The sequence below is a fragment of the Mesorhizobium sp. A623 genome (assembly GCF_054489405.1).
Genome location: NZ_JBTMXB010000020.1, coordinates 1 through 22432, shown reverse-complemented (window position 1 = coordinate 22432; position 22432 = coordinate 1). Strand labels below are relative to the sequence as shown.

Annotated in this window: 19 protein-coding genes and 1 tRNA gene; 9 read left to right on the top strand and 11 right to left on the bottom strand. The window is 59.5% G+C overall.

Annotated elements, in window-relative coordinates; translation table 11 throughout:
- Window positions 1–41: 41 nt before the first annotated feature.
- Complete coding sequence (locus tag ACX3P1_RS18755) at window positions 42–2504, bottom strand: glycogen/starch/alpha-glucan phosphorylase (protein ID WP_459081128.1); 2463 nt, start codon at window positions 2502–2504, stop codon at window positions 42–44.
- A 225-nt stretch (window positions 2505–2729) separates the two neighbouring features.
- On the opposite strand from ACX3P1_RS18755, the gene ACX3P1_RS18750 reads away from it, so the two are divergent.
- Window positions 2730–3653, top strand: a complete 924-nt coding sequence (locus tag ACX3P1_RS18750; RefSeq protein ID WP_459081127.1) for a carbohydrate kinase family protein — start codon at window positions 2730–2732, stop codon at window positions 3651–3653.
- A gap of 224 nt (window positions 3654–3877) precedes the next feature.
- Complete coding sequence (locus ACX3P1_RS18745; RefSeq protein ID WP_459081126.1) at window positions 3878–5020, top strand: DegT/DnrJ/EryC1/StrS family aminotransferase; 1143 nt, start codon at window positions 3878–3880, stop codon at window positions 5018–5020.
- A gap of 3 nt (window positions 5021–5023) precedes the next feature.
- On the opposite strand, the gene cysQ is transcribed toward ACX3P1_RS18745, so the two are convergent.
- The 4 genes from cysQ to ACX3P1_RS18725 all read right to left on the bottom strand — a co-directional run bounded on the left by cysQ (window position 5024) and on the right by ACX3P1_RS18725 (window position 9583).
- Window positions 5024–5812 carry a 3'(2'),5'-bisphosphate nucleotidase CysQ gene (gene cysQ / locus ACX3P1_RS18740; RefSeq protein WP_459081169.1) on the bottom strand — a complete coding sequence of 263 codons (789 nt, stop codon included), beginning with the start codon at window positions 5810–5812 and terminating at the stop codon, window positions 5024–5026.
- A gap of 10 nt (window positions 5813–5822) precedes the next feature.
- Window positions 5823–7772, bottom strand: coding sequence for a sulfate adenylyltransferase subunit CysN (gene cysN / locus ACX3P1_RS18735; protein ID WP_459081125.1), 1950 nt, complete (start codon window positions 7770–7772; stop codon window positions 5823–5825).
- 3 nt (window positions 7773–7775) lie between these two features.
- A complete protein-coding gene (gene cysD, locus ACX3P1_RS18730; RefSeq protein WP_459081124.1) occupies window positions 7776–8681 on the bottom strand; it encodes a sulfate adenylyltransferase subunit CysD in 906 nt (301 codons plus the stop codon).
- 311 nt (window positions 8682–8992) lie between these two features.
- A complete protein-coding gene (locus tag ACX3P1_RS18725; protein WP_459081123.1) occupies window positions 8993–9583 on the bottom strand; it encodes a biotin transporter BioY in 591 nt (196 codons plus the stop codon).
- Window positions 9584–9707: 124 nt separating this feature from the next.
- On the opposite strand from ACX3P1_RS18725, the gene ACX3P1_RS18720 reads away from it, so the two are divergent.
- The gene (locus tag ACX3P1_RS18720) at window positions 9708–10616 is read left to right on the top strand and encodes an MBL fold metallo-hydrolase (protein ID WP_459081122.1); all 909 of its coding nucleotides are present in this window, start codon (window positions 9708–9710) and stop codon (window positions 10614–10616) included.
- A gap of 5 nt (window positions 10617–10621) precedes the next feature.
- Here the strand turns inward: ACX3P1_RS18720 and ACX3P1_RS18715 are convergent, their stop codons facing one another.
- Both ACX3P1_RS18715 and ACX3P1_RS18710 read right to left on the bottom strand, forming a co-directional pair.
- A complete protein-coding gene (locus ACX3P1_RS18715) occupies window positions 10622–11410 on the bottom strand; it encodes a DUF1499 domain-containing protein (protein WP_459081121.1) in 789 nt (262 codons plus the stop codon).
- An 82-nt stretch (window positions 11411–11492) separates the two neighbouring features.
- Window positions 11493–13121, bottom strand: coding sequence for a fatty-acid--CoA ligase (locus ACX3P1_RS18710; RefSeq protein ID WP_459081120.1), 1629 nt, complete (start codon window positions 13119–13121; stop codon window positions 11493–11495).
- A 169-nt stretch (window positions 13122–13290) separates the two neighbouring features.
- Between ACX3P1_RS18710 and ACX3P1_RS18705 the strand changes: the two genes are divergently transcribed.
- Entirely contained in the window at window positions 13291–13650 is a 360-nt protein-coding gene (locus tag ACX3P1_RS18705) for a hypothetical protein (RefSeq protein ID WP_459081119.1), read from the top strand.
- 107 nt (window positions 13651–13757) lie between these two features.
- On the opposite strand, the gene ppdK is transcribed toward ACX3P1_RS18705, so the two are convergent.
- Window positions 13758–16421 (bottom strand): pyruvate, phosphate dikinase, encoded by a 2664-nt coding sequence (ppdK, locus tag ACX3P1_RS18700; protein ID WP_459081118.1) that lies wholly within the window; start codon window positions 16419–16421, stop codon window positions 13758–13760.
- Window positions 16422–16631: 210 nt separating this feature from the next.
- Between ppdK and ACX3P1_RS18695 the strand changes: the two genes are divergently transcribed.
- From ACX3P1_RS18695 to ACX3P1_RS18680, 4 genes are all read left to right on the top strand, one after another.
- Window positions 16632–16976, top strand: coding sequence for a VOC family protein (locus tag ACX3P1_RS18695; protein WP_459081117.1), 345 nt, complete (start codon window positions 16632–16634; stop codon window positions 16974–16976).
- Window positions 16977–17136: 160 nt separating this feature from the next.
- Window positions 17137–17211 (top strand) — tRNA-Gln (locus ACX3P1_RS18690).
- A gap of 198 nt (window positions 17212–17409) precedes the next feature.
- Window positions 17410–18720 (top strand): DNA methyltransferase, encoded by a 1311-nt coding sequence (locus ACX3P1_RS18685; protein WP_459081116.1) that lies wholly within the window; start codon window positions 17410–17412, stop codon window positions 18718–18720.
- Between the two features lies 1 nt (window position 18721).
- Window positions 18722–19558 carry a NotI family restriction endonuclease gene (locus tag ACX3P1_RS18680; RefSeq protein ID WP_459081115.1) on the top strand — a complete coding sequence of 279 codons (837 nt, stop codon included), beginning with the start codon at window positions 18722–18724 and terminating at the stop codon, window positions 19556–19558.
- 96 nt (window positions 19559–19654) lie between these two features.
- Here ACX3P1_RS18680 and ACX3P1_RS18675 read toward each other — a convergent pair whose 3' ends face one another.
- The 3 genes from ACX3P1_RS18675 to ACX3P1_RS18665 form a co-directional block, all read right to left on the bottom strand.
- Window positions 19655–19912, bottom strand: a complete 258-nt coding sequence (locus tag ACX3P1_RS18675) for a hypothetical protein (RefSeq protein ID WP_459081114.1) — start codon at window positions 19910–19912, stop codon at window positions 19655–19657.
- A complete protein-coding gene (locus ACX3P1_RS18670) occupies window positions 19912–20184 on the bottom strand; it encodes a hypothetical protein (protein WP_459081113.1) in 273 nt (90 codons plus the stop codon). The genes ACX3P1_RS18675 and ACX3P1_RS18670 overlap by 1 nt, the downstream gene beginning before the upstream one ends.
- A gap of 121 nt (window positions 20185–20305) precedes the next feature.
- Window positions 20306–20803, bottom strand: a complete 498-nt coding sequence (locus tag ACX3P1_RS18665; RefSeq protein WP_459081112.1) for a hypothetical protein — start codon at window positions 20801–20803, stop codon at window positions 20306–20308.
- Between the two features lie 48 nt (window positions 20804–20851).
- On the opposite strand from ACX3P1_RS18665, the gene ACX3P1_RS18660 reads away from it, so the two are divergent.
- Complete coding sequence (locus tag ACX3P1_RS18660; RefSeq protein WP_459081111.1) at window positions 20852–21124, top strand: hypothetical protein; 273 nt, start codon at window positions 20852–20854, stop codon at window positions 21122–21124.
- Window positions 21125–22432: the final 1308 nt, after the last annotated feature.

The following is a 22432-nucleotide window of genomic DNA, read 5'->3' as shown; positions in this document are numbered from 1 at the left end:
CCAAGCGTCTGGCCACATGAAACGGGCCTCATGCAATCACATCAAGCGGGTACGTTCCAGATGTCTTTCGCATATTCGCGGATCGTCCGATCGGAAGAGAACCAGCCGACGCGCGCGACATTGCGGATCGCCCTCGCCTGCCAGTCAGCGCTGTCGCGCCAGACCTCATCCACCTGGCGCTGGGCCGCGGCATAGGCATCGAAATCGGCCGCCACCATGAACCAGTCGCTGTTGTAGATGCCGTCGATCATATCGCGGTAGCGCCCCGGATCGCCGGGCGAAAATACCCCCGATGAGATCGCAGCGAGTGCTTGCGCCAATTCGGGCGACCCTTCGATGACGGCTCGCGGCTGGTAGCCGTTGTCGCGGCGCTCGGCCACTGCTTGCGTCGTCAGGCCGAAAATGAAGATGTTGTCGTCGCCGACACGTTCCTTGATCTCGACATTGGCTCCGTCGAGCGTGCCGATAGTCAGTGCACCGTTCAACGCGAACTTCATGTTGCCGGTGCCCGAAGCCTCCATGCCGGCGGTCGAGATCTGTTCCGACAGGTCGGCGGCCGGTATCATGATTTCGGCCAGGCTGACATTGTAGTTTGGCACGAACACGATTTTCAAAAGGCCGCGCACCGCCGGGTCGCTGTTGATGACGCGGGCGACGTCGTTCGCCAGTTTGATGATGAGCTTGGCGTTGTGATAGCTGGGCGCCGCCTTGCCGCCGAAGAATTTCACGCGCGGCATCCAGTTGCGCTCGGGGTGCGAGCGTATCTGATCGTAGAGCGCAACCGCCTCCAGAATGTTCAGCAGTTGCCGCTTGTACTCGTGGATGCGCTTGATCTGGATGTCGAACAGGGCAGACGGATCGAGTTTGATGCCGAGCCGTTCAGCCACGAGATTGGCGAGCCGCACTTTGTTCGCCCGCTTGACGCCTGAAAATTTCTCGCGAAACCCGGCATCGTCGGCAAACGCCTCCAGTCCCTTGATCGCGTCGATACCGTCGAGAAAGGCGTCGCCGATCGTCTCGCGCGCCAGCGCGGTCAAGCCCGGATTGCACTGGATCAGCCAGCGGCGCGGCGTAATGCCGTTGGTCTTGTTGTTGATGCGCTCAGGGTAGAGCCGGTGAAGATCGGCGAACACTGTCTGCTTCATCAGTTCGGTATGCAGTGCCGACACGCCGTTGATCGAATGCGACCCGACAAAGGCCAGATTGCCCATGCGCACGCGCCGGTCGCCATTTTCCTGGATCAGCGAAATGCGGCCGATCTCCTCGTCGGAAAACGCTTTGGCCGCGCGCGCTTCGATCAGAATCTGCGCGTTGATGGCATAGACGATCTGCATGTGGCGCGGCAAAAGCCGCTCGAACAGCGGCACCGGCCAGCTTTCCAGCGCTTCTGGCAAAAGCGTGTGGTTGGTGTAGCCGAAGGTGCGCTTGGTGACATCCCATGCCGGATCGAAATCCATGCCATGGACATCCATCAAAAGCCGCATCAACTCCGGCACGGCGATGGCCGGATGCGTGTCGTTCAGGTGAATGGCGGCCTTGTCGGGCAGCGTGGCGAGATCGCCATATTGACTGAGGTGGCGCTGGACGATGTCCTGCAAGGAAGCCGTCGAGAAAAAATACTCCTGCCGGAAGCGCAGTTCCTGCCCTTCCTTGTGCGAATCCGCCGGATAAAGCACGCGCGACAGCGCATCGGCCTTGTTGCTCTCGACCAGCGCGCCGATATGGTCGCCGGCGTTGAACTTGTCGAGCAGGATCGGATCGAGCGGCATGCCGGACCACAGCCGCAGCGTGTTGACGCGGTTGGCGCGCCAACCGACAACCGGCGTATCGTAGGCCACCGCCAGCACCCGTTCAGTGGGCTTCCAGACATGGCGTTCGGGTTCCCCCTCCGGCGCGGCCATCACCTCGACGGAGCCGCCGAAACCGACCTCGAAGGAGCGCTCGCGGCGCTCGAACTCCCAAGGGTCGCCATGGTCGAGCCAGGTTTCAGGCAGTTCGACCTGCCAGCCATCATGGATTTCCTGCCGGAACATGCCGTTGGCGTAGCGAATGCCATAGCCATGGGCGGGAATATCGACGCTCGCCATCGATTCCATGAAGCAGGCGGCAAGACGGCCAAGGCCGCCATTGCCAAGGGCTGCATCCGGTTCGAGGGCTGCAATCGCATCGAGATCGACATTCAGCGAGGCCAGGGCAGCCCGCATCTCCTCCATCAGCCCGAGATTGGAAAAGGCATCGCGCATCAGCCGGCCGATCAGGAATTCGAGCGACAGGTAATAGACACGCTTCCTCTTGTGTTCGTAGGCTTCCTTGGTCGCCTCGATCCAGTGATCGACGATGCGGTCGCGGACCACGACGATGGAAGCGGTCAGCCAGTCATGCGGGGTGGCGACGGTCATGTCCTTGCCGACCCGGTATTTGAGTGCCTTGAGCACCTCGCTGGCAAGCGCCTTGGGGTCGGGCTTTTCCAGACCGGCTTCGGCAATTTTCGTCACACGCGTCATGTCGTCTCTTCAATACTGGCCCGCATCCTGCGGAAATCTTCAAGAATGTATCGCCCCTTGACCGTTCATGCTAGGCGATGGCCAAAGTTTTTCAACCGATTTAAATGACCGAGAACGCCAAGCCACAGACAGATTGTTGCAACCGGTGAGTCCAAGCTTTATGCCGACATCTCAGGCGTTGCGCCGATATCATTGTGTCATCGATTAGCCGGGGACCCGAAAACCATGATCCTTTGCTGCGGGGAAGCCCTTATCGACATGCTGCCGCGCAAAACCAGCGCCGGAGAAGCTGCATTTTCGCCTTATGCCGGAGGGGCGGTGTTCAATACCGCCATTGCGCTCGGCAGGCTCGGCGCGCCGGTCGAGTTCTTTTCCGGCCTGTCGACTGATCTGTTCGGGCAGCAGCTCACGCGGGTGCTGGCGCAAAGCAAGGCCGGGACGCGCTATGCGCATTTTTCGGCGCGGCCGACAACCATGGCCTTTGTCGACCTGAAGGATGGTCACGCCAGCTATCTGTTCTACGACGAGGGAACGGCCGGACGCATGCTGTCACCAGCAGATCTGCCCGACCTCGCCGATGACGTCGACGCCCTGCTGTTCGGCGCGATCAGCCTCATTCCCGAACCATGCGGGTCGACCTACGAAGCGCTGATGGCGCGGGAGTGCGAACGCCGCGTCACCATGCTCGATCCCAACATCCGGCCGGGCTTCATCCCGGATCGGGCCAAGCATACCGAGCGTATCCGGCGGATGATGGGCATGGCCGACATCGTCAAGCTGTCGGACGAGGACCTGGACTGGTTCGGCGAACCGGGGTCGCGCGAAGAGATCGTCCACCGCTGGCTCGGTCGCGGACCGAAGCTGATCGTGGTGACGCGCGGCGGCGACGGCGCTGTCGGCTACACCAAAAACCACAGTGTCGACATCCGGCCGGACAAGGTCGAGGTAGTCGATACGGTTGGGGCCGGCGATACGTTCAACGCCGGCATTCTCGCCTCGCTGCACGAGCAGAAATTGCTCACGAAGGCTGCAATCTCCGATCTGTCGCAGGACGCCATACGCGATGCGCTGACGCTGGGAGCCAAGGCCGCCGCCATTACCGTGTCGCGCGCCGGCGCCAACCCGCCCTGGCGACACGAACTCGCCTGACTTCGCCCGATGCGCGAAGCGATCACTTTATGTTTATGTTTTTCGCCCCGGCAAATCGGGTCGCGGCCACCGCGCCGCAACGACTTGATTTCAGCCGCACCGTCGCGCCTCCCGGCAAGCGCCAGGTAACGCTGCTGCTGCACGAACGGCCTAAGCTGGCGCTTTCTCGATCCGCTCAACTCTGATACGAGCGCTTGTTTCCGGAAAACTTTTTGAGAGCCGACATGCAATTCATCGATCTTGGCGCACAGCGCGCGCGTATCAGCGACCGGCTCAAGGCGGCAATCGACCGCGTTGTCGACGAGGGGCGCTATATTCTCGGACCACAGGTGGCGGAATTCGAGGCCAAACTCGCCGACTATATCGGCACCAAGCATGTCATTGCCTGCGCCAACGGCACGGATGCGCTGCTGCTGCCGCTGATGGCATCGGGCATTGGCCCCGGCGACGCGGTGTTCGTGCCGAGCTTCACCTTCGCCGCCACCGCCGAAGTCGTGGCGCTACGGCAGGCGGAGCCGGTGTTTGTCGACGTCGATCCGAAGACCTACAACATCGACATTTCCAGCCTCGAAGCGGCCATTTCCATGGTCAAAAGCGAAGGCCGGCTGAAGCCGAGGGCGATCATCCCCGTCGACCTGTTCGGCCTTGCCGCCGACTACGACGCCATCATGGCCATCGCCAACCGCGAAAACCTGCTGGTCATCGAAGATGCGGCCCAGTCGATGGGCGGCTCGACGGACGGGAAAATGTGCGGCGCGTTCGGTCATGTCGGCTCGACCAGCTTCTATCCGGCAAAGCCGCTCGGCTGCTACGGCGACGGCGGCGCGATGTTCACCAATGACGATGCGTTGGCCGAAAAGCTTCGCTCCTTCGCCTTCCACGGCAAGGGCGAAACGCAGTACGACAACATCCATGTCGGCATCAATTCGCGCCTCGACACAATTCAGGCCGCGATCCTGATCGAAAAACTCGCCATCCTCGAAGACGAGATGGAAGCCCGCCGCACGGTAGCGCAGCGTTATGCCGATGGCCTTGGCGACATCGTCACGGCAGCGAACAACCCCACTGGCGGACGCTCGGCCTGGGCGCAATACGCCATCGAAACGCCGAAGCGCGACGGATTGCGGGCGCATCTCACCGAAAAGGGCATTCCCTCGGTGATCTACTACGTGAAGCCGCTGCACAGCCAAGTTGCCTACAGCAGCTATCCGAAGACGCCGACCGGGCTCAAGGTTTCGGAAGAATTGCCCAACCGCATCCTGTGCCTGCCGATGCACCCCTATCTGAGCGAGGCCGACCAGGACCGGATCATCGAGACGATCCGCAACTATATCGGCTCGAACTCGCAAAACGCCGCCGCCGAGTAAGATCTAGGCCTCGTCGCTGGTCTTGCCGGTGGCGATGAAATGCGGGTTGGCGAAGTCCTCGTCGTCCGGCTGGTTGCGCTTGCCGTAGGCGAGCGGCTTTCCATCCAGCGTTCGCGTCATGCCGCCAGCGGCGCGCAATACGGCGTCGCCGGCAGCCGTGTCCCATTCCATGGTGCGGCCGAAGCGCGGATAGACGTCCGCCTCGGCGCTGGCCAGCAGGCAGAATTTCAGCGACGAGCCGACCGAGACGATTTCGGCCATGCCCAGCGAGCGAATATAGGCGTCCGTTTCCGGCGTGTTGTGCGAGCGGCTGGCGACGACGGCTAGCGGCTCCCCCGCGCCCCGCGCGACAATCGGATGCCGGCCGGTGATTTCGTAATCGTCGTCAATGTCGAGGGCCTCTGCCCTGCCCGGCCTTCCGGAAAAGAAGCGCTTGCTGCATGGCGCAAACACAACGCCGACTTCCGGCCTTCCATCCCGCACCAGCGCGATGTTGACCGTGAAATCGGTGCGGCGATTGACGAATTCCTTGGTGCCGTCGAGCGGGTCCACCAGGAAGAATGCCCCGTCGAGACGCGGCGGCACGATGCCGACGGAGGCCTCTTCTTCCGCCACGCAGGGAATATCGGGAAACTCCGCACGCAGGCCAGCCAGGATGATTTCCTCGGCAACCCTGTCGGCTTCCGTAACGGGTGAATTGTCGGCCTTGCGGTCAACGGCGCAGCCTGCCTGGAAAACGCGCATCACCTCGCGCCCGGCCGTCAGGGCCAGGCGCTCGAATACGTCCAGCATTCGAATGGCGTCAGATTCCGCCGCCGTCATATTGGTCTTCAGCACTGTCGCGCTCGATCAGCCAGAGTTCCAGGGCCTCCACCAGTTGCTCGGGCGAACGCCCCAGCGTCCGCAGGTGGATTTCGGGATTTTCCGGCGCTTCATAGGGGGAATCGACGCCGGTGAAATTCTTGATCTCGCCCTTCAAGGCACGGGCGTAGAGACCCTTGGTATCACGCCGGGCGCATTCCTCGAAAGGTGTATCGACGAATACCTCCACGAACTCTCCGGGCGCCATCAATTCGCGCGCCATGCGCCGCTCGGCGCTGAACGGCGAAATGAAGGACACCAGCACGATCAGCCCCGCATCGGTCATCAGCCGCGCCACTTCCGCCACGCGGCGAATGTTTTCGACGCGGTCGGCATCGGTAAAGCCCAGATCCCGATTGAGGCCGTGCCTGACATTGTCGCCGTCCAACAAAATGGTGTGGCGGCCGGCGGAATGCAGCTTCTTCTCCAGCATGTTGGCGACGGTCGACTTGCCCGACCCCGACAAGCCGGTGAACCAGAATACCGCCGGGCGCTGGTTCTTCATCTCCGAGCGGGCGCGCTTGTCGACGTCCAGCGATTGCCAGTGGATGTTTTCGGCACGACGCAGCGCATGCAGGATCATACCCGCGCCCACCGTGGCATTGGTGATGCGGTCGATCAGGATGAAGGCGCCGGTTGCGCGGTTGTCGCCAAACGCATCGAAAACGATCGGCGTCCGGGTGGAGATATTGCAAACGCCGACCTCGTTCAGGCCAAGCGACTTTACCGCCTCATGTGCGAAGTCGTTGATGTTGACCCGGTATTTCAGATCGGTGACGGTAGCACCCGCCTGGTCGGTTTCCGTGCGCAATATGTAGGAGCGGCCGGGCAGAAGCGCGTTTTCGTCGAACCAGACGATGTTGGCGGCAAACTGGTCGGCGACCTGCGGGCGCGCCGTTGGCGAAACCAGCATGTTGCCGCGCGACACCTCCACCTCGTCGTCCAGCACAAGGGTGACAGCCTGTCCGGCCACAGCCTGCTTGAGATCGCCGTCCTGCGTGACGATGCGCTTGATGCGCGCCGCCTTGCCGGATTTGGCGACGACGATCTCGTCGCCCGGCGACACCTGGCCCGACGCCACCGTGCCGGCAAAGCCGCGAAAGTCGAGATTGGGCCGGCTCACATACTGCACGGGAAACCGGAACGGCAGATCGGCGGCATGCTCATCGACCAGCACCGTTTCGAGGTGTTCCATCAGCGTCGGCCCGTCATACCAGGGCGTCTTGTCCGAGCGCCTTGAAACATTGTCGCCGTAGCGGGCCGACATCGGGATCGGCACGATGGTCTGGAAACCCAGCTTTTGCGCAAACGCGCCGTAATCGGCGACGATCTGCTCAAAAACTTGTTCGTCGAAATCGATGAGGTCGATCTTGTTGACGGCCAGCACGATATGGCGGATGCCGAGCAGCGAGGCGATGACCGAATGACGCCGCGTCTGGCGCAGGACGCCCTGCCTTGCATCGACCAGCACGATGGCAAGATCGGCCGTGGAAGCGCCTGTCGCCATGTTGCGTGTGTACTGCTCATGGCCCGGTGTATCGGCGACGATGAACTTGCGTCTTGGCGTGGCGAAGAACCGGTAGGCCACGTCGATGGTGATGCCCTGCTCGCGCTCCGCCTCCAGCCCATCGACCAGCAGCGCGAAATCGACGTCGTCGCCGGTGGTGCCGTGCTTGCGCGAATCGCGCTCCAGGGCCGCCAACTGGTCCTCGAATATCTGCTTGGTATCCGACAACAGCCGCCCGATCAGCGTCGACTTGCCGTCGTCGACCGAGCCGCAGGTGAGGAAGCGCAGCAGCGTCTTCTTTTCCTGCGCGGCAAGATAATCACGCACGCTATCGGCGCCGGGGTCCGTCGCGCCTTGAGAAAGATTTTCAGCGGTGGAGCGCATTTTTCAAAAATATCCTTCGCGCTTCTTCTTTTCCATCGAACCGGCCTCGTCGCGGTCGATCAGCCTGCCCTGCCGCTCGGAGGTGCGCGCGGTGAGCATTTCGCTGACGATCGCCTCTAGCGTGTCGGCCTCGGACTCGATCGCGCCGGTCAGCGGGTAGCAGCCGAGGGTGCGAAACCGCACCAGCCGGTTCTCGACCACCTCGCCCGGCAGCAATTTCATGCGCTCGTCGTCCTTCATGATCAGCATGCCGTCGCGCTCGACCACCGGACGCCGCTTTGCGAAATAAAGCGGCACGATCGGAATATCCTCCTGCAAAATGTATTGCCAGATATCCAGTTCGGTCCAGTTCGACAGCGGAAAGACCCGGATCGATTCGCCCGCGGCCACGCGTGTGTTGTAGATGTTCCACATTTCCGGCCGCTGGTTCTTCGGGTCCCATGCGTGTTGCGCATTGCGGAAGGAGAAGATGCGCTCCTTGGCGCGCGATTTTTCCTCGTCGCGGCGCGCGCCGCCGAAGGCCGCGTCAAAACCGTATTTGTCGAGCGCCTGTCTCAGCCCCACCGTCTTCATGATGTGCGTGTGCGTATTCGAGCCGTGGTCGAACGGGTTGATATGATCGCGAACGCCATCCTGGTTGATGTGGACGATGAGGTCGAAGCCAAGCTTTTTGGCGATGGCGTCGCGAAACGCGATCATTTCGCGGAATTTCCACGTCGTGTCGACATGGAGAAAGGGAAAGGGCGGCTTGGCCGGATAAAACGCCTTCATCGCCAGATGCATCAGCACGGAGGAATCCTTGCCGATCGAATAAAGCATCACCGGCTTGGCGAAGTTCGCCGCAACCTCCCGGAAGATGTGGATGGATTCGGCTTCGAGCCGTTGCAGGTGGGTAAGCGGAGCGTGCATTGCCAGGCCATTCTTTCATCGCGCCGCGCAGGTGAACCGTAGCGGCGTCCGATCCGTTCATTGCCGTGTTGTTTAGCAGTTGCGGCGAAGCGAGGCCAATGCGCTTCGCCCTCGCGAAAGTACCGCGCGCGAACAAATTTGCCTTGATTGGCTGGAGCGGGGCAATTTCCTTCCAACCCGAAGGGGCGATGGACGGTCCGTCAACGCAAAGACGCTCCAGCGGGGTTGCCGCTGGAGCGTCTTTATCGTGCGGGAATTCAGTGCCGCGCCGGCTTTCGTTCGCAGGCTCCGCGCTACCGCTTTTGCTTCATTCAGCGCTTCGGAAGCAGCGCCCAGATTGCCGGCACAAGGGCCGAAGCCAGCGCGACCTTGATCAGATCCGGCGCGATGAAGGGCAGGATGCCGAACTGCCATGACTTTTCAGGGCCGATCAGCATGGCCAGCCAGGCAAACCCCATGGCCATCATGATGACTTCGGCTACGAGTGCCGCACCAAAGAACTTGGCGATGCTGCGATCCCAGCCGCGATCCGCCGCCCAGCCGACGATTGCCGCAATGACCACGAAACCGGCAAGGTAGCCGCCCGTCGTGCCCAGCATGTAAACCATGCCGATGCCCTTTTCCGGCGTGCTCTGGAACACGGGTAAACCAGCTGCGCCTTCGGCCAAATAAAGAAGAACCGTCGCAACACCGAGGCGCAGGCCAAAGGCGGCGGCAATCAGCGGCACGGCGAGCGTCTGCAAATTCATGTCGACCGGTCCGAGCACGACTTTCGTCTTGGCGGACAGCGTCAGAAGCAGCGTGCCGGCCACGGCCAGCAAAAGCTGCACGGCCAGCCGCGCCACGCCTTTTTCCGGCAGGGCAAGAGACACCAGTGGACGCATTGTTGTTGCAGTAGCCATGATCATTCCCATTTCCGTTTAACGCCGACGCAGGTGTCGCGGCTTGCGTTTTTCTATATTGGCTTCCGTGCTATGCGGCAATCGGTTTTGCCGTTCTGACCCACCGAGCTTTGTGAACACGCCCATGGCCCTCAATTTCGACGCCAGTTTCGACCCGGCTTATGGCGAGGCCGTATCGGTTGCGCAAAACGTCCTTCGCCTGACCGCACCCAACCCCAGCCCGTTCACGTTCCACGGCACCAACAGCTATGTCGTCGGCAGCGATTCTCTGGCCGTGATCGACCCCGGCCCCGACAACGACGCCCACCTGAATGCCTTGCTGAAAGCCATCGGCGGGCGGCCGGTCAGCCACATCTTCGTCAGCCATACGCACCGGGATCATTCGCCGCTCGCCGCCCGGCTGAAGGCGCAAACCGGGGCGCTCGTGCTGGCGCAAGGCCCGCACCGCCCGGCCCGGCCGCTGCGCATCGGTGAAATCAATCCGCTCGATGCCAGCGCCGACATGGAATTTACGCCCGACATTGCGTTGCCGGATGGATCGGTCATCGACGGCGGCGGCTGGTCGATCCGCGCCGTGGCGACGCCGGGCCACGCCGCCAATCACCTGGCTTTCGCGCTTGAAGGCACCGGCATCCTGTTTTCGGCCGACCATGTCATGGCGTGGGCGACTACCATCGTCGCGCCGCCCGACGGCGCGATGGCCGACTACATGAAATCGCTGGACCGGCTGATCGCCCGCGACGACCGGTTGCTGCTGCCCGGCCATGGCGGCCCGGTAACAAAACCGCGCACCTTCATGCGCGGCTTGAAGGCGCACCGCAAAATGCGCGAGCGCGCCATTCTGGAACGCGTCGTCATGGGTGATCGCACCATCAAGACCATTGTCGAAGCCATCTATCGCGGCACGGACCCGCGCCTGCACGGCGCCGCCGGCCTTTCCGTCCTCGCCCATCTGGAAGATCTTGTCGCGCGCGGCCTCGTCGTCACGGAAGGCGAGTTGGCGCTGGATGGGATTTTCCTGCCCGCTCCCTAGCTGAGCTATTCGGCTGCTGCCGTACCGACGCGCCCGGCAACTTCCTGATCCAGTTCCGCCAGAAAACCTGCAATGCGCGCCGCGTTGTCGCCAAGGTCGTAGCGGCCGTACCGCGACGCCGAGCGCATATCGACAAGCGTCGCATCGCCGCTATCGGTCACGCGGATGGCGACATCGGCGGGAAGGTCGAGGATGAAGCTTTTGGCCACGGTGTCGATGATGACCTCGCTTTGCGCATCGGCGGCAGGAATGGGTCCGGTCAGCGGCCAGCCCTGACGCTTCGCCACCGTCTCCACGGCATCGACGATTTCATCCGCCGGTGCGTCGTAGCTGCGCCCGGTCGCCAGCGGGTAATTTTCCGCCTGCAGCCGCTGTTCGCCCGGAGTGAGCGGCGCAAGCACGTTCATATCCCTCGACCGATCGACAGCGCTGGCAAGAGCCGGCGGATCGGCAAGGTCGGTCGATATATCGCGCAGCGGCGGCGTGGTGGCGATCTGGTAGGCCACGAACCCGTAAGGCGCCAGCACCAGCAGCGCACCCAGGGCGCCGACGGTCAGGTCGCGGCCGCCCCGGTCGCCAAAATTCCACAGCCGCGAGAAGGCGAAGCCGGCGAAAAGCAGCGCGAGTGCAGCAAGCAGGGCAACCAGGCCGAGCACCCAAAGATAGCCCTGCGTTTCCACCAGCCCGAAGTGATGCCCCAGCCAGACCGTCGCCAGCAACACCAGCGAAAAAGCAGCCACGCGCCGCGACCAGCCCGCTGCCTTCGACGTCTGCCGCTCAGGATAGCTGCCCATGAAATCTCGCCGCACATTCCAACCCCGTCCGCGCAAGGCTTAGACAATTTCCGCTCAGGATTGAAGCCGAAAGCGTGCCGGCCTATTGCGTCGGCAGACGATAGTTCCTGAATTGCTCCCGCAGCGCGGTTTTCTGGATCTTGCCGGTAGCGGTATGGGGGATTTCGTCAACGAAGGCGACGTCGTCGGGCATCCACCATTTCGCGACCTTACCTTCCATGAAGCCGAGGATCTCCGCCTTGGCAACCTCCCTGCCCGGCTTGCGCACGACGACCAGAAGCGGCCTCTGGTCCCATTTGGCGTGGGGCACGCCGATGACCGCCGCTTCCGCGATGTCTGGATGGCCGACAGCCAGATTCTCCAGTTCGATGGTGGAAATCCACTCGCCGCCCGATTTGATGACGTCCTTGGCGCGGTCGGTGATCTGCATGTAGCCGTTGGGGTCGATATGCGCGACGTCGCCGGTATCGAACCAGCCTTCCGTGTCGAACTGCTCCGCGCCGGTATCGCCATAATAGGCGCGCGCCACGGCCGGGCCCCGCACCTTCAGCCGTCCGAATGTCCTGCCGTCCCATGCACGTACGTTGTTTTCGTCATCCGTTACCTTCAATTCGACGCCGAACGGCGCAAAGCCTTGCGTTTTCTGGACGTCGAGCTTGGCCTCCCCGGTCAGGCCGGCAACTTCGGGCTTCATCGTCCCCAATGTGCCGAGCGGCGACATCTCCGTCATGCCCCAGGCATGGACGACCTCGACGCCGTAATTGTCCTCGAATTTCTGGGCTATCGCACGAGGGCAGGCCGAACCGCCGATGACGACTTTTTTCAGATGCGGCAATTGTCTTCCCGTTTCCTCCAGATATTGCAGCAGCATCAGCCAAACCGTCGGCACGGCCGCGCTGAACGTCACTTTTTCTGTGTCGAGCAATTCATAGATCGAAGCGCCGTCCATCTTGCCGCCGGGCATGACCAGCTTGGCCCCGACCATCGGCGCGGCCTGGCCAAGCCCCCACGCATTGGCATGGAACATCGGAACGACGGGCAGGATGACATCGCGCGACGACAGGCCCATGGCGTCCGGCATGGCGCCGATCATGGCGTGCAGCACATTGGAGCGGTGACTGTAGAGAACGCCCTTGGGTTCGCCCGTCGTGCCGGAGGTATAGCACATGCCGGCCGCAGTGTTTTCATCGAACGTTTTCCACTGAAAATCGCCGTCGGCTTCTTCCAGCCATTCCTCGTAGGCCACCGCGCCTTGCAGCGTCGTTTGCGGCATGTGCGCGCGATCGGTCAAAACGATCACCTTTTGCAGCGACGGAACCGCTCCGGCGATCTTTTCGACCAACGGCAGGAAAGTCAGGTCGACGAAAATCGCCTTGTCCTTGGCATGGTTCATGATCCAGGCGATCTGCTCGGGAAACAGGCGCGGGTTGAGCGTGTGGTAGATCGCGCCGATGCCCATGATGCCATACCAGGCCTCGATGTGACGGGCGGTGTTCCAGGCCAGCGTCGCTACTCGGTCGCCAAGCCCGTAGCCGTCCCGCTCCAGAAGCTGCGCAACCTTGAGCGCCCGCAAGCGGATGTCGGCATAGGTCGTGCGTACGACCGGCCCTTCTATGGAGCGGGAAACGACCTCGCGCCTGCCGTGCTGCAGGGCTGCATAGTCGATCAACTTGTGGCAAAGCAGGGGCCACTCCTGCATCAATCCCAGCATGATGGTCCTCCCTCTCTTTATTTTTGGGCCTTTTCTTTATTTTTGGGAAGAACGGGCCGATTGTCCAGCATGGATGCATGCGGCCAAGGCCGAACGTCATAATCCAGCCACTGTAAGCGCCGATCCTAGCCGGCAAGGGGCGCGACTGGCGAAACGAATGAGGTCTCGCATGGAAGTGCATGACGATGACGCAATCCTTGAAAACACGCTGGCCGAAAGCCTCGGCGAGCTTGTGCCGGACAACCACGCCGTTTCCGACGACGCGTTCATCGAAGTCGTGGCCGGTGCGCTGGAAGCGGTGAGCGGCACGTTGCTGTTCAGGATGCGGGCCGAAATCGACGGGCATGAACAGCACGTCGCGGCCGCCAGCTTCGGTGACGGCGGCAACCGTCAATTCCTGCTCCTGACATTGCCGGCCAGCGGCGGCGGCGCGCTGAAGGTCGAACCCATATCCAAAAGCGCCAACCCGGTTGCCGGCATCGCAGCCGCCTATGCCGGCTTGATGGACGCGTTTCAGGCCGCGGCTTGATCAGTCGCCAGCCCGCCGAAATCGGAGAGCTTGCGGGGAAGACGGTCACGCATTGATTCGGGTAACCGTCCTAACCGTTTGTTCCTAAATCTGTTATTCCTGCCGCCTCACTGCTTCTTCACCGCCGCCTGCGCCGCGGCCAAGCGTGCAATAGGCACCCGGTAAGGCGAGCAGGAGACGTAATCCAGGCCGACATCCTCGCAGAAATGGATCGATGCCGGATCGCCGCCATGTTCGCCGCAGATGCCGAGCTTGATTTCCGGACGCACTGCCCTGCCCTTGCTTGCCGCCATGCGCACCAGTTCGCCCACGCCCTCCACGTCGATCGACACGAACGGGTCCTGCTCGACGATGCCTTTTTGCCGGTAGGTCTCCAGGAACGACGCCGCATCGTCGCGCGAAATGCCAAACGTAGTCTGCGTCAAATCGTTGGTGCCGAAGGAGAAGAACTCGGCGGTGGCGGCGATGACATCGGCGCGGATTGCGGCACGCGGCAATTCGATCATGGTGCCGGTGAGATAGTCGATATGGACACCGGTTTCCTCCATGACGCTCTTGGCCACGGCATCGATACGCGCCTTGACGTAGGCGAACTCCTTTTCGATGCCGACCAGCGGCACCATGATTTCCGGAACGACCAGCGCTCCGGCCTTGCGGCCCGCCTCGACCGCCGCCTCGAAAATGGCGCGCGCCTGCATTTCGGCGATCTCTGGATAGGAGACGGCCAGCCGGCAGCCGCGATGCCCCAGCATCGGGTTGAACTCGTGCAGGGCTTCGGTGCGCTGGCGTAGCTTGTCCGCCGGCACGTTCATGACGCGTGCCACTTCCGCGATTTCTTCTTCCGTCTTCGGCAGGAACTCATGCAGCGGCGGATCGAGCAGGCGGATCGTCACCGGCAGGCCCGCCATGATCTCGAACAGTTCGAGGAAATCGGCGCGCTGCATGGGCAGCAGCTTGTCGAGCGCGGTGCGCCGGTCCTTCTCGGTATCGGCCAAAATCATCTCGCGCATGGCAACGATGCGGTCGCCGTCGAAGAACATATGCTCAGTGCGGCAAAGCCCGATGCCCTCAGCTCCGAAAGAGCGCGCCATGCGCGCGTCCGCCGGCGTTTCGGCATTGGTGCGCACCTTCATGCGGCGCGCGGCATCCGCCCACTCCATGATCGCTGCGAAGTCGCCGGACAATTCCGGCTGCAGCATCGGCACGGCTCCCTTGAGCACCTGGCCGTTGCTGCCGTCGATGGTGACGATGTCACCCTTGTTCAGGACGATGCCCCGCGCCGTCATGGTGCCGGCCTTGTAATCGACGCGCAGCGTGCCGGCCCCCGATACGCAAGGCTTGCCCATGCCACGCGCCACCACGGCGGCATGGCTGGTCATGCCGCCACGCGTCGTCAGGATACCCTCGGAGGCATGCATGCCGTGAATGTCTTCGGGGCTGGTCTCGATGCGAACGAGGATGGCCTTGCGGCCCTGCTTCTTCAGTTCTTCCGCGTCGTCGGACGAAAACACGATCTCGCCGGTGGCAGCACCCGGCGAGGCCGGCAGGCCCACGCCGATGACATCGCGCGCGGCCTTCGGGTCGATGGTCGGGTGCAGCAACTGATCGAGCGAAGCCGGATCGATGCGGGCAACCGCCTCGGCCTCGGTAATCATGCCGTCCCTGGCCATGTCGACCGCGATCCTCAGCGCGGCTTTCGCGGTGCGCTTGCCCGAGCGCGTCTGCAACATCCACAATTTGCCGCGCTCGATGGTGAATTCGAGGTCCTGCATATCGCGGTAATGCTGTTCCAACCGGTTGGAAATCTCAACGAAGTTATTAAACGCATCCGGCATCAACTTCTGCAGGGAAGGCTTGTCGGAACCCGCCGCAATGCGCGCCGTTTCCGTAATGTTCTGCGGCGTGCGGATGCCGGCGACTACATCCTCGCCCTGCGCGTTGACCAGGAATTCGCCGTAAAGCTGCTTTTCGCCGGTCGAGGGATTGCGGGTAAAGGCAACGCCGGTGGCCGAGGTTTCGCCCATATTGCCGAACACCATGGCCTGGACGTTAACCGCCGTGCCCCAGCTTTCGGGAATGTCGTGCAGGCGGCGATAGGTAATGGCGCGCGCGTTCATCCAGCTCGAAAATACCGCGCCGATGGCGCCCCAAAGCTGCTCGCGCGGCGATTGCGGGAACGGCTTGCCCAGTTCTTCCTCGATCTGCTTCTTGTAGAGGGTAATGACCCCCTGCCATTCGGCGGCAGACAGTTCTGTGTCGAGTTCATGACCGAGCGACGCCTTCTGGTCCTCGAGGATTTCCTCGAACACCTCATGGTCCAGCCCCATGACCACATTGCAGTACATCTGGATGAAGCGGCGGTAGCTGTCATAGGCGAAACGCTCATCTCCGGAATCGGCGGCCAGAGCCTCGACCGTCTCGTCGTTCAGGCCAAGATTGAGCACCGTGTCCATCATGCCGGGCATCGACGCGCGCGCGCCGGAGCGCACCGAAACCAGCTGCAATTTCTGCGGATCGCCGAAGCGGCGGCCCGTCAGCCGCGCGATATGATCGAGGGCTTTATCGATTTCGCTTTCGAAAGCGGGAGGGAACGCCTGGCCGTTGTCATAGTACCAGTTGCACATTGCGCTGGTGATGGTGAAGCCGGGCGGCACCGGCAGGCCAAGGCTGCACATTTCGGCGAGGTTGGCCCCTTTGCCGCCGAGAAGGTTCTTGTCGGAGGCTCGCCCCTCGGCCGCCCCGTCGCCGAAGGTGTAGATCCACTTGGTCATGCATGTTCTCCAGTGCTCGGAGATTGGAAAAGGCCCGACGAAGCCAACGGTTCCGCCCCTGTCGCAAAGATGCGATATGACGCGGCCGTGCGAAAGGCAAGGCTGCGTGTCTGCAAGGGCCCGCTACAATCGATTAAGGAAACCGAAGCCGAAACCACTTGCGTACGGCTGAGAGCAGTATTAGAACATAAAGAGAACGAGAGGTGAGCGATGAAACAGAACGGCAAGCTCGATTATCTTGAAATGCCGGCCGTCGGCGGTACGCTGGACAGCGTCAAGGCATTCTACAGCGCTGCTTTTTCGTGGTCGTTTACCGATTACGGGCCGAATTACTCCGCCTTCAGCGAAGGGTTGGACGGCGGCTTCCAGACAGACGGCTCGGACGCCGTGGCAAAGCCCTTGCCGGTGCTTTATTCGGAAAATCTGGAAGAGAGCCTGGACGCGGTGGAAAAGGCCGGCGGCAGGATTGCCCGGCCCATCTTCGCGTTTCCAGGCGGAAGACGCTTCCATTTTACCGATCCGGCAGGCAACGAACTGGCGGTATGGGGCGAGTAGATCGCCTCACGCCGGCTGATTTGCGCGGTTCGGTCGCTTGCCGGACGCGTGCATCGGGTGGGTCGGGAAAACCGGCCTCAAAGGCTGGCGCAAACGCATTGTGCTTTTGATCGGCTCTGCTTATAAGGCCGCTCGTGTCGATTCAGCCTAATCGGCCTGTTGGGGCGTCGCCAAGCGGTAAGGCAACGGTTTTTGATACCGTCATTCCCAGGTTCGAATCCTGGCGCCCCAGCCATCGATATTTTTTCCTTATTTTTCAATCGCTTAGATAATATTAGTAAATGCTAAGTGTTACAACCTCGTGGATGCTCCACGAGGCACAACTCGCTCACTTCCCATCCTATGGCAAGATTGTCGTGAGTTTGGCGCATCTTCTGTAGCGACCAATCTGTGCCCTGATATGGTTCACGGCATTGTTTTGAGGGCGAATCGTATGAATGACATCGGTATGCAATTCCAGCTTCCGCTCTCTTTGCCAGAAAATCTGTCGCAATCGCGCAATTGGAGGGGCACAACTAATACGGAGGCCGATGGCGTATATGGTTGGTATCGCTATATCCAAGACTTCACCGGGGATTTCGCAGAAAAGTGGATCAGCAAAACCTTCTCTGAAGGGAGCTTAGTGTGGGATCCCTTTGTCGGTTCCGGCACCACGATTGTTGCATGTCAAAAGCTCGGAATTGACAGCGTTGGCTACGATGCCAATCCCTTTATGATTGAAGTGGTCCACGCGAAGACTGACTGGGGACTATCGCCCGTATTAATTGAGGAAGAGCTGCATTCCATCCTTGCTCAAGCCAAGAACCGCTTCGGGATCAAAATACCAAAATATATCGCATGGTCCGATTATGAACCCCTCATGGAGGGGCGAAATGACTTTCACGGCGATCCAAAGTTGCGCAAATGGATTGCCCCTTCGGTTGCGGAAGAAATTAGGTGGCTGGTCTCAGAAATTGAGAAGTCGAGCGATGCGCGTGTAAAGCGCTTTCTCCGCCTAGCAGTGGCTTCAATCATAATTCCAGCCTCAAATATGATACTTAAGCCCAATATTTCGTATCGATCAAAGGCCACTGTTGAATATCCGGTCGTAGAACATTTCGAAGCACGATGTCGCGCGATGATTGCCGAATACAGGAATCTTACGCAAATCGAAATCGGCTCATCAAAAGTTGAATTAGGCGACGCTAGAACCGCCGGCCCTCATAGAGCGGATGGTATCTTTACGTCGCCCCCTTACCCCAACGATATGGAGTATGTTCATCAGACAAGGTTGGAATTAGCTTTGTTGAATCATACTTCGGACAAGAAAGAGCTTACTGCTCTCAAGAAGCGCATGGTCTCGTCTAGTGTAAAGCTCGTCTACCGCGAAAATGAATGGCAAAAAGCCGAAGGCATGGAAGTTGATGCCGTTCGTTGCGTATACACGAAGATTGCCGAGACACTGGTGGGACGCAACTGGGGTTGGAATCCTGCAGATATGGTAGCCCAGTATTTTGGGGGAATGCGGGCAATAATGCGAAATTGGCACCAGAGGCTTGCCCCCAACGCTATCGCAGCGGTGGTCGTCGGAGACTCAGCATTCAATGGCATTAAGGTAGCAACGGACGAGCTTTTGGCCCGGTGCGGAGAAATGGAAGGTTTTGCAATTGAAGATATATCGGTGTTCCGTCAACGCTGGAATAGCAAGCACGAGATCGAGCTACGTGAAAGCGTCGTAGTCCTTCGGAATAAGGGTATACAGTAAAGTGAGCAGGATACTTGAACTCTTTGGCCACTCGACAAGAGAAAATGTAGAATGGAAAACAATTGTAAGAGACCAATTGTGCCCTTACTCCGACAAGAAGTGCTTTAAAATTCGAAAAAGTGATCCTACAATATCGATTGGATCCTGTGTTGTCGCACAAGGAAGAGAATTAAAACCGCTGGTGATCTGTCCAAACAAATTTTTGACGGGCAAGGGCAAGGCATTTGTGGATTGCCTTCACCTGCTTACCCTTCATGAGCCGGGAAACGAAATTCACCTTTTGCCGGAACAATATATTCCTGGGGGCAGCGTGGATTATTTCTTGGTATCTGCGAGAAAAGGAAACGCGATTGATTTCGTAGGTATTGAATTCCAAGGATTGGATACTACTGGAACGGTGTGGCCGTTCCGGCAAGATTTTCTAAAGTCTCATGGCATAAATGTTCCGCCTTATGAAGCGGGCACATTTGGCGTCAATTGGAAGATGACAGCAAAAACAATTTTGGTGCAGTTAAACCATAAGATTGGAACTTTCGAAGGTATGAACAAAAAGCTTGTTCTCGTCCTTCAGGATGATCTCTTGACTTATATGCGGAAGATTTTCTCATTTAGTGATTTGCAAAAAGCTCGACTCGGGGACTCTATGCATTTTCATCCTTATAAATGTTCTTTAACTGACGATAAAATTGAAATGACACTCACGGAGCGATTTAGCACTGATGCCGTAGGTGTCGCGAAGGCGATGGACCTCGGTGCGAGCAGCAATCTCGTTCTGGACGAGGTGCTCGCCAAGCTCTCGTCAAAACTTACCGAACGCTCACTTCTTTCCCTCTTCTAGGCACTTATAAAGGAAAGAAGCCCGCCGAGTCTCCCCGGCGGGCTTCTGGTCGGTCGGCGAGGATCGGGCGGCTAGGGTTCCAACGTCACCACATCGTCAGCGGGGATCGCGGAAGATCGGATAGCCGTCTTCGTGCTGCTCGCTGCACCAGTTTTCAATCGTATCTAGAAGGTCCGTGGCCTCCTGCGGGTAGTCGAGCAACACCGCATCCGGCGTTGCGCGGATGCGCTCAAGCGTGTTGCCGATCAGGTCAAGCAAAAGCTCGCGAGCCTGTTCGTTCTTGGCATCATGCTTGGCTTTACACTCGGCCGCTGCGTTGATGATTATCTCGCGAAGTGCGGGACTGAGCGCCATTACGCGGCCTCCTGCACGGCCTGCGGAAAGAGAACGCGCAACGTCCTACCGCGCTGGAAATATTCGATAGGCTTGCCGGTGCGGTTCGCCACACTCTGGAAATGGACCATTTCCCCGGCCCAATCCCAAAGGACTTCTAACCGCCTTGCGCTCCGGTCATCGTCGACATTGTCGATCAGCCAAGCAAACTGCTCCAAGCGCTGAAGCTTCACTTCCGTGAGTATTTCCGACGATGCCAGCTCGGCCATGTTTGCGATATTTACATTAGTCATTATATAATTCCTCGCCCTTTGGGCATTAGGTGCCGGTGTTGACGCACCGGCATTTGATTGAACTGCTTCATGACGGCGCGGCCCTTGGGTCGCGTCGTTTTGCGTTAGGCTGTCTGGTTCCTCAATCTCCTTTCACTTCCCACTGTGGCAGCGCTCGCCGGACTTGCCTGTCCAGTTGGGCGCGAAGTTTGTGAAGGCGGGCGCTTTCCGCGAGCGCCTTCTTTTTTGCGGTTGGGTCGGACAGGTCGGATTGCTCAAGTTTGGCAATCGACTGGTCGATTTCCTCGCGCTTGTATCGATTGATGATGCCAGCAAGTTCCGTGGCCGCGTCGAGGTAAGCGCCAACCATGCGCTCTGCCCTGCCAATCGATCCGCGATAGGGGCCATCGGTGTCCGGGTCATGATCGGGATCATCATCAGACACGAACACCGGAAGGCCATCCGGTTTGACGCCACCCCATTCAAGGTTGGTCCTCACCTCTTCCCAATTCGGATTGCCATCTACGAACTCGTAAAACTTGATCGTCGCGACTGCGTCGGTCGGATCACCGGCCAGCTTTTCACGCTCTGCCTTCCTTGTGAGGGAAAGACGCTTCCGCTCTAATGGGGTCATTGCCATATCGTTTATCTCCGCTGTGAACGTGAAAATAGAATTCACGTTCACAAAATGCAAGAGGCAATCGCACAATTATTTTCAGGATGCATCACCCCGAATATATTCCGGCCAAATGTCCGCAACCTCGCCGAGCGCGATCTTGATTTCATCCGGCCCTACCTCGCCGGTGAGAGGGCATGGCTCAAGCGTCAGAAGCGCCGCGACAAGCCGGTCGTATGTTTCGGTTTCAATGTAGATTTCCAAGGCAATGTATCTCCGCCGATTGGTGTTGAACAGATTCGATATGAATCTGTTCGCGGAAGGATGCAAGCCTTAAAGGCGTAAATATCTTTTATTTTCAAATACTTAGATAAGTCAGTAGTGACTGAACCACCAATTACTCGGGCCTTTGGCCCTCCCTGCGCGCTTCGCTTGCTGCCCGCTGCGCGGGCAATCGTGGGGCTATTCCGGAGAATTGGTTAGTTTGTTTCTTTCTAACAATCCCTGCGGTGATGAGCTTTCCCCCCCCTGTTAGAAAGTGAGTAAAATCACGATCTAACAAAGGAGGGAAATTCTTCTGCGTATAAAGAGTGTTGAAGCTACTAGCCCTTATCAGGGGCGGGAGGCGGTTGGCTAAACCTCCCATAAAGCCGAATCCCGGTCCTTGCGAACCTCCAACGGTAATCACTTCCGGCAAGCTCGAACACAACAAGCCGGGAGCATCAGGTTATCCCTACGCCATAGCGTGTTCGATAGAGCCTGAATCTTTTAAGGTGAAACTTTCGAAGCCTGGGCTTCATGGCGCGATGCGAGAGGCGAGGAAGGTCGCTTCGATCTCCATTTTGTGGGCTTGGACACAGGACGACGGTCTCGTATTCCGTCGATTACAAATGACCTTCAAACACGTAGCGCAGAAGCGCTCCAAGCCTATATCCTATCAAATTGATGGCCTGATAGGTATTCCGGGACGATCTCGAATAGTTCTTTGGGGAGGGTGCGCGACCTACTTTGTGTATTCGCTGCTTGCCCGAGACGGGCTTAGGGGACTTGGTAATTGGTTCGCTGGCAATCGATCAATGAGGATCAATGCGAAGTATAGATGAGGATTTGTCAGATATCCAGAAAAATCTCGGATTTCGTGCATTTTCGAAGATTTCCCTACCTAACGCTCACAATCGACCATGGGGACGCCGTAGAGGGGCTTTAGCTATTTACGGTATATGGGCCGGAAGTAGCACTGGTCGACGCTGACGACCGTCAGTGTGGCGCTGCGACGCTAACAAATGCATTCTAAGTAGTTATCGCTGATCGATGAAGATTTATTATCAGACTCTTGACTTCGCCAGCGAGATACACTAAATTTCGTGAAGTTGCATAGGCTTGGTTCCCTGTTCAACAGACTGGCACTTGAAGAGGTCGCACGGAAGGGTGCGGCCTTTTCTTTTGCGTCAATTGCTGATTTTCGATCAGCGCCCGCGACTACGGCTGTTGCCGAGGTTCCCCGGCCTTGTTGCGCGCCTCATCTCGTCGGCAACCACCCCTCGCATGGTCGCCTCCATCTGTCGGGCCATTTTCCGCGCAAGGTCATCATTTTGGGCAGGTGTGCCGGCGGAACCATTGACGGTGATAGGCGCACTGATTTGAACGGTCGGC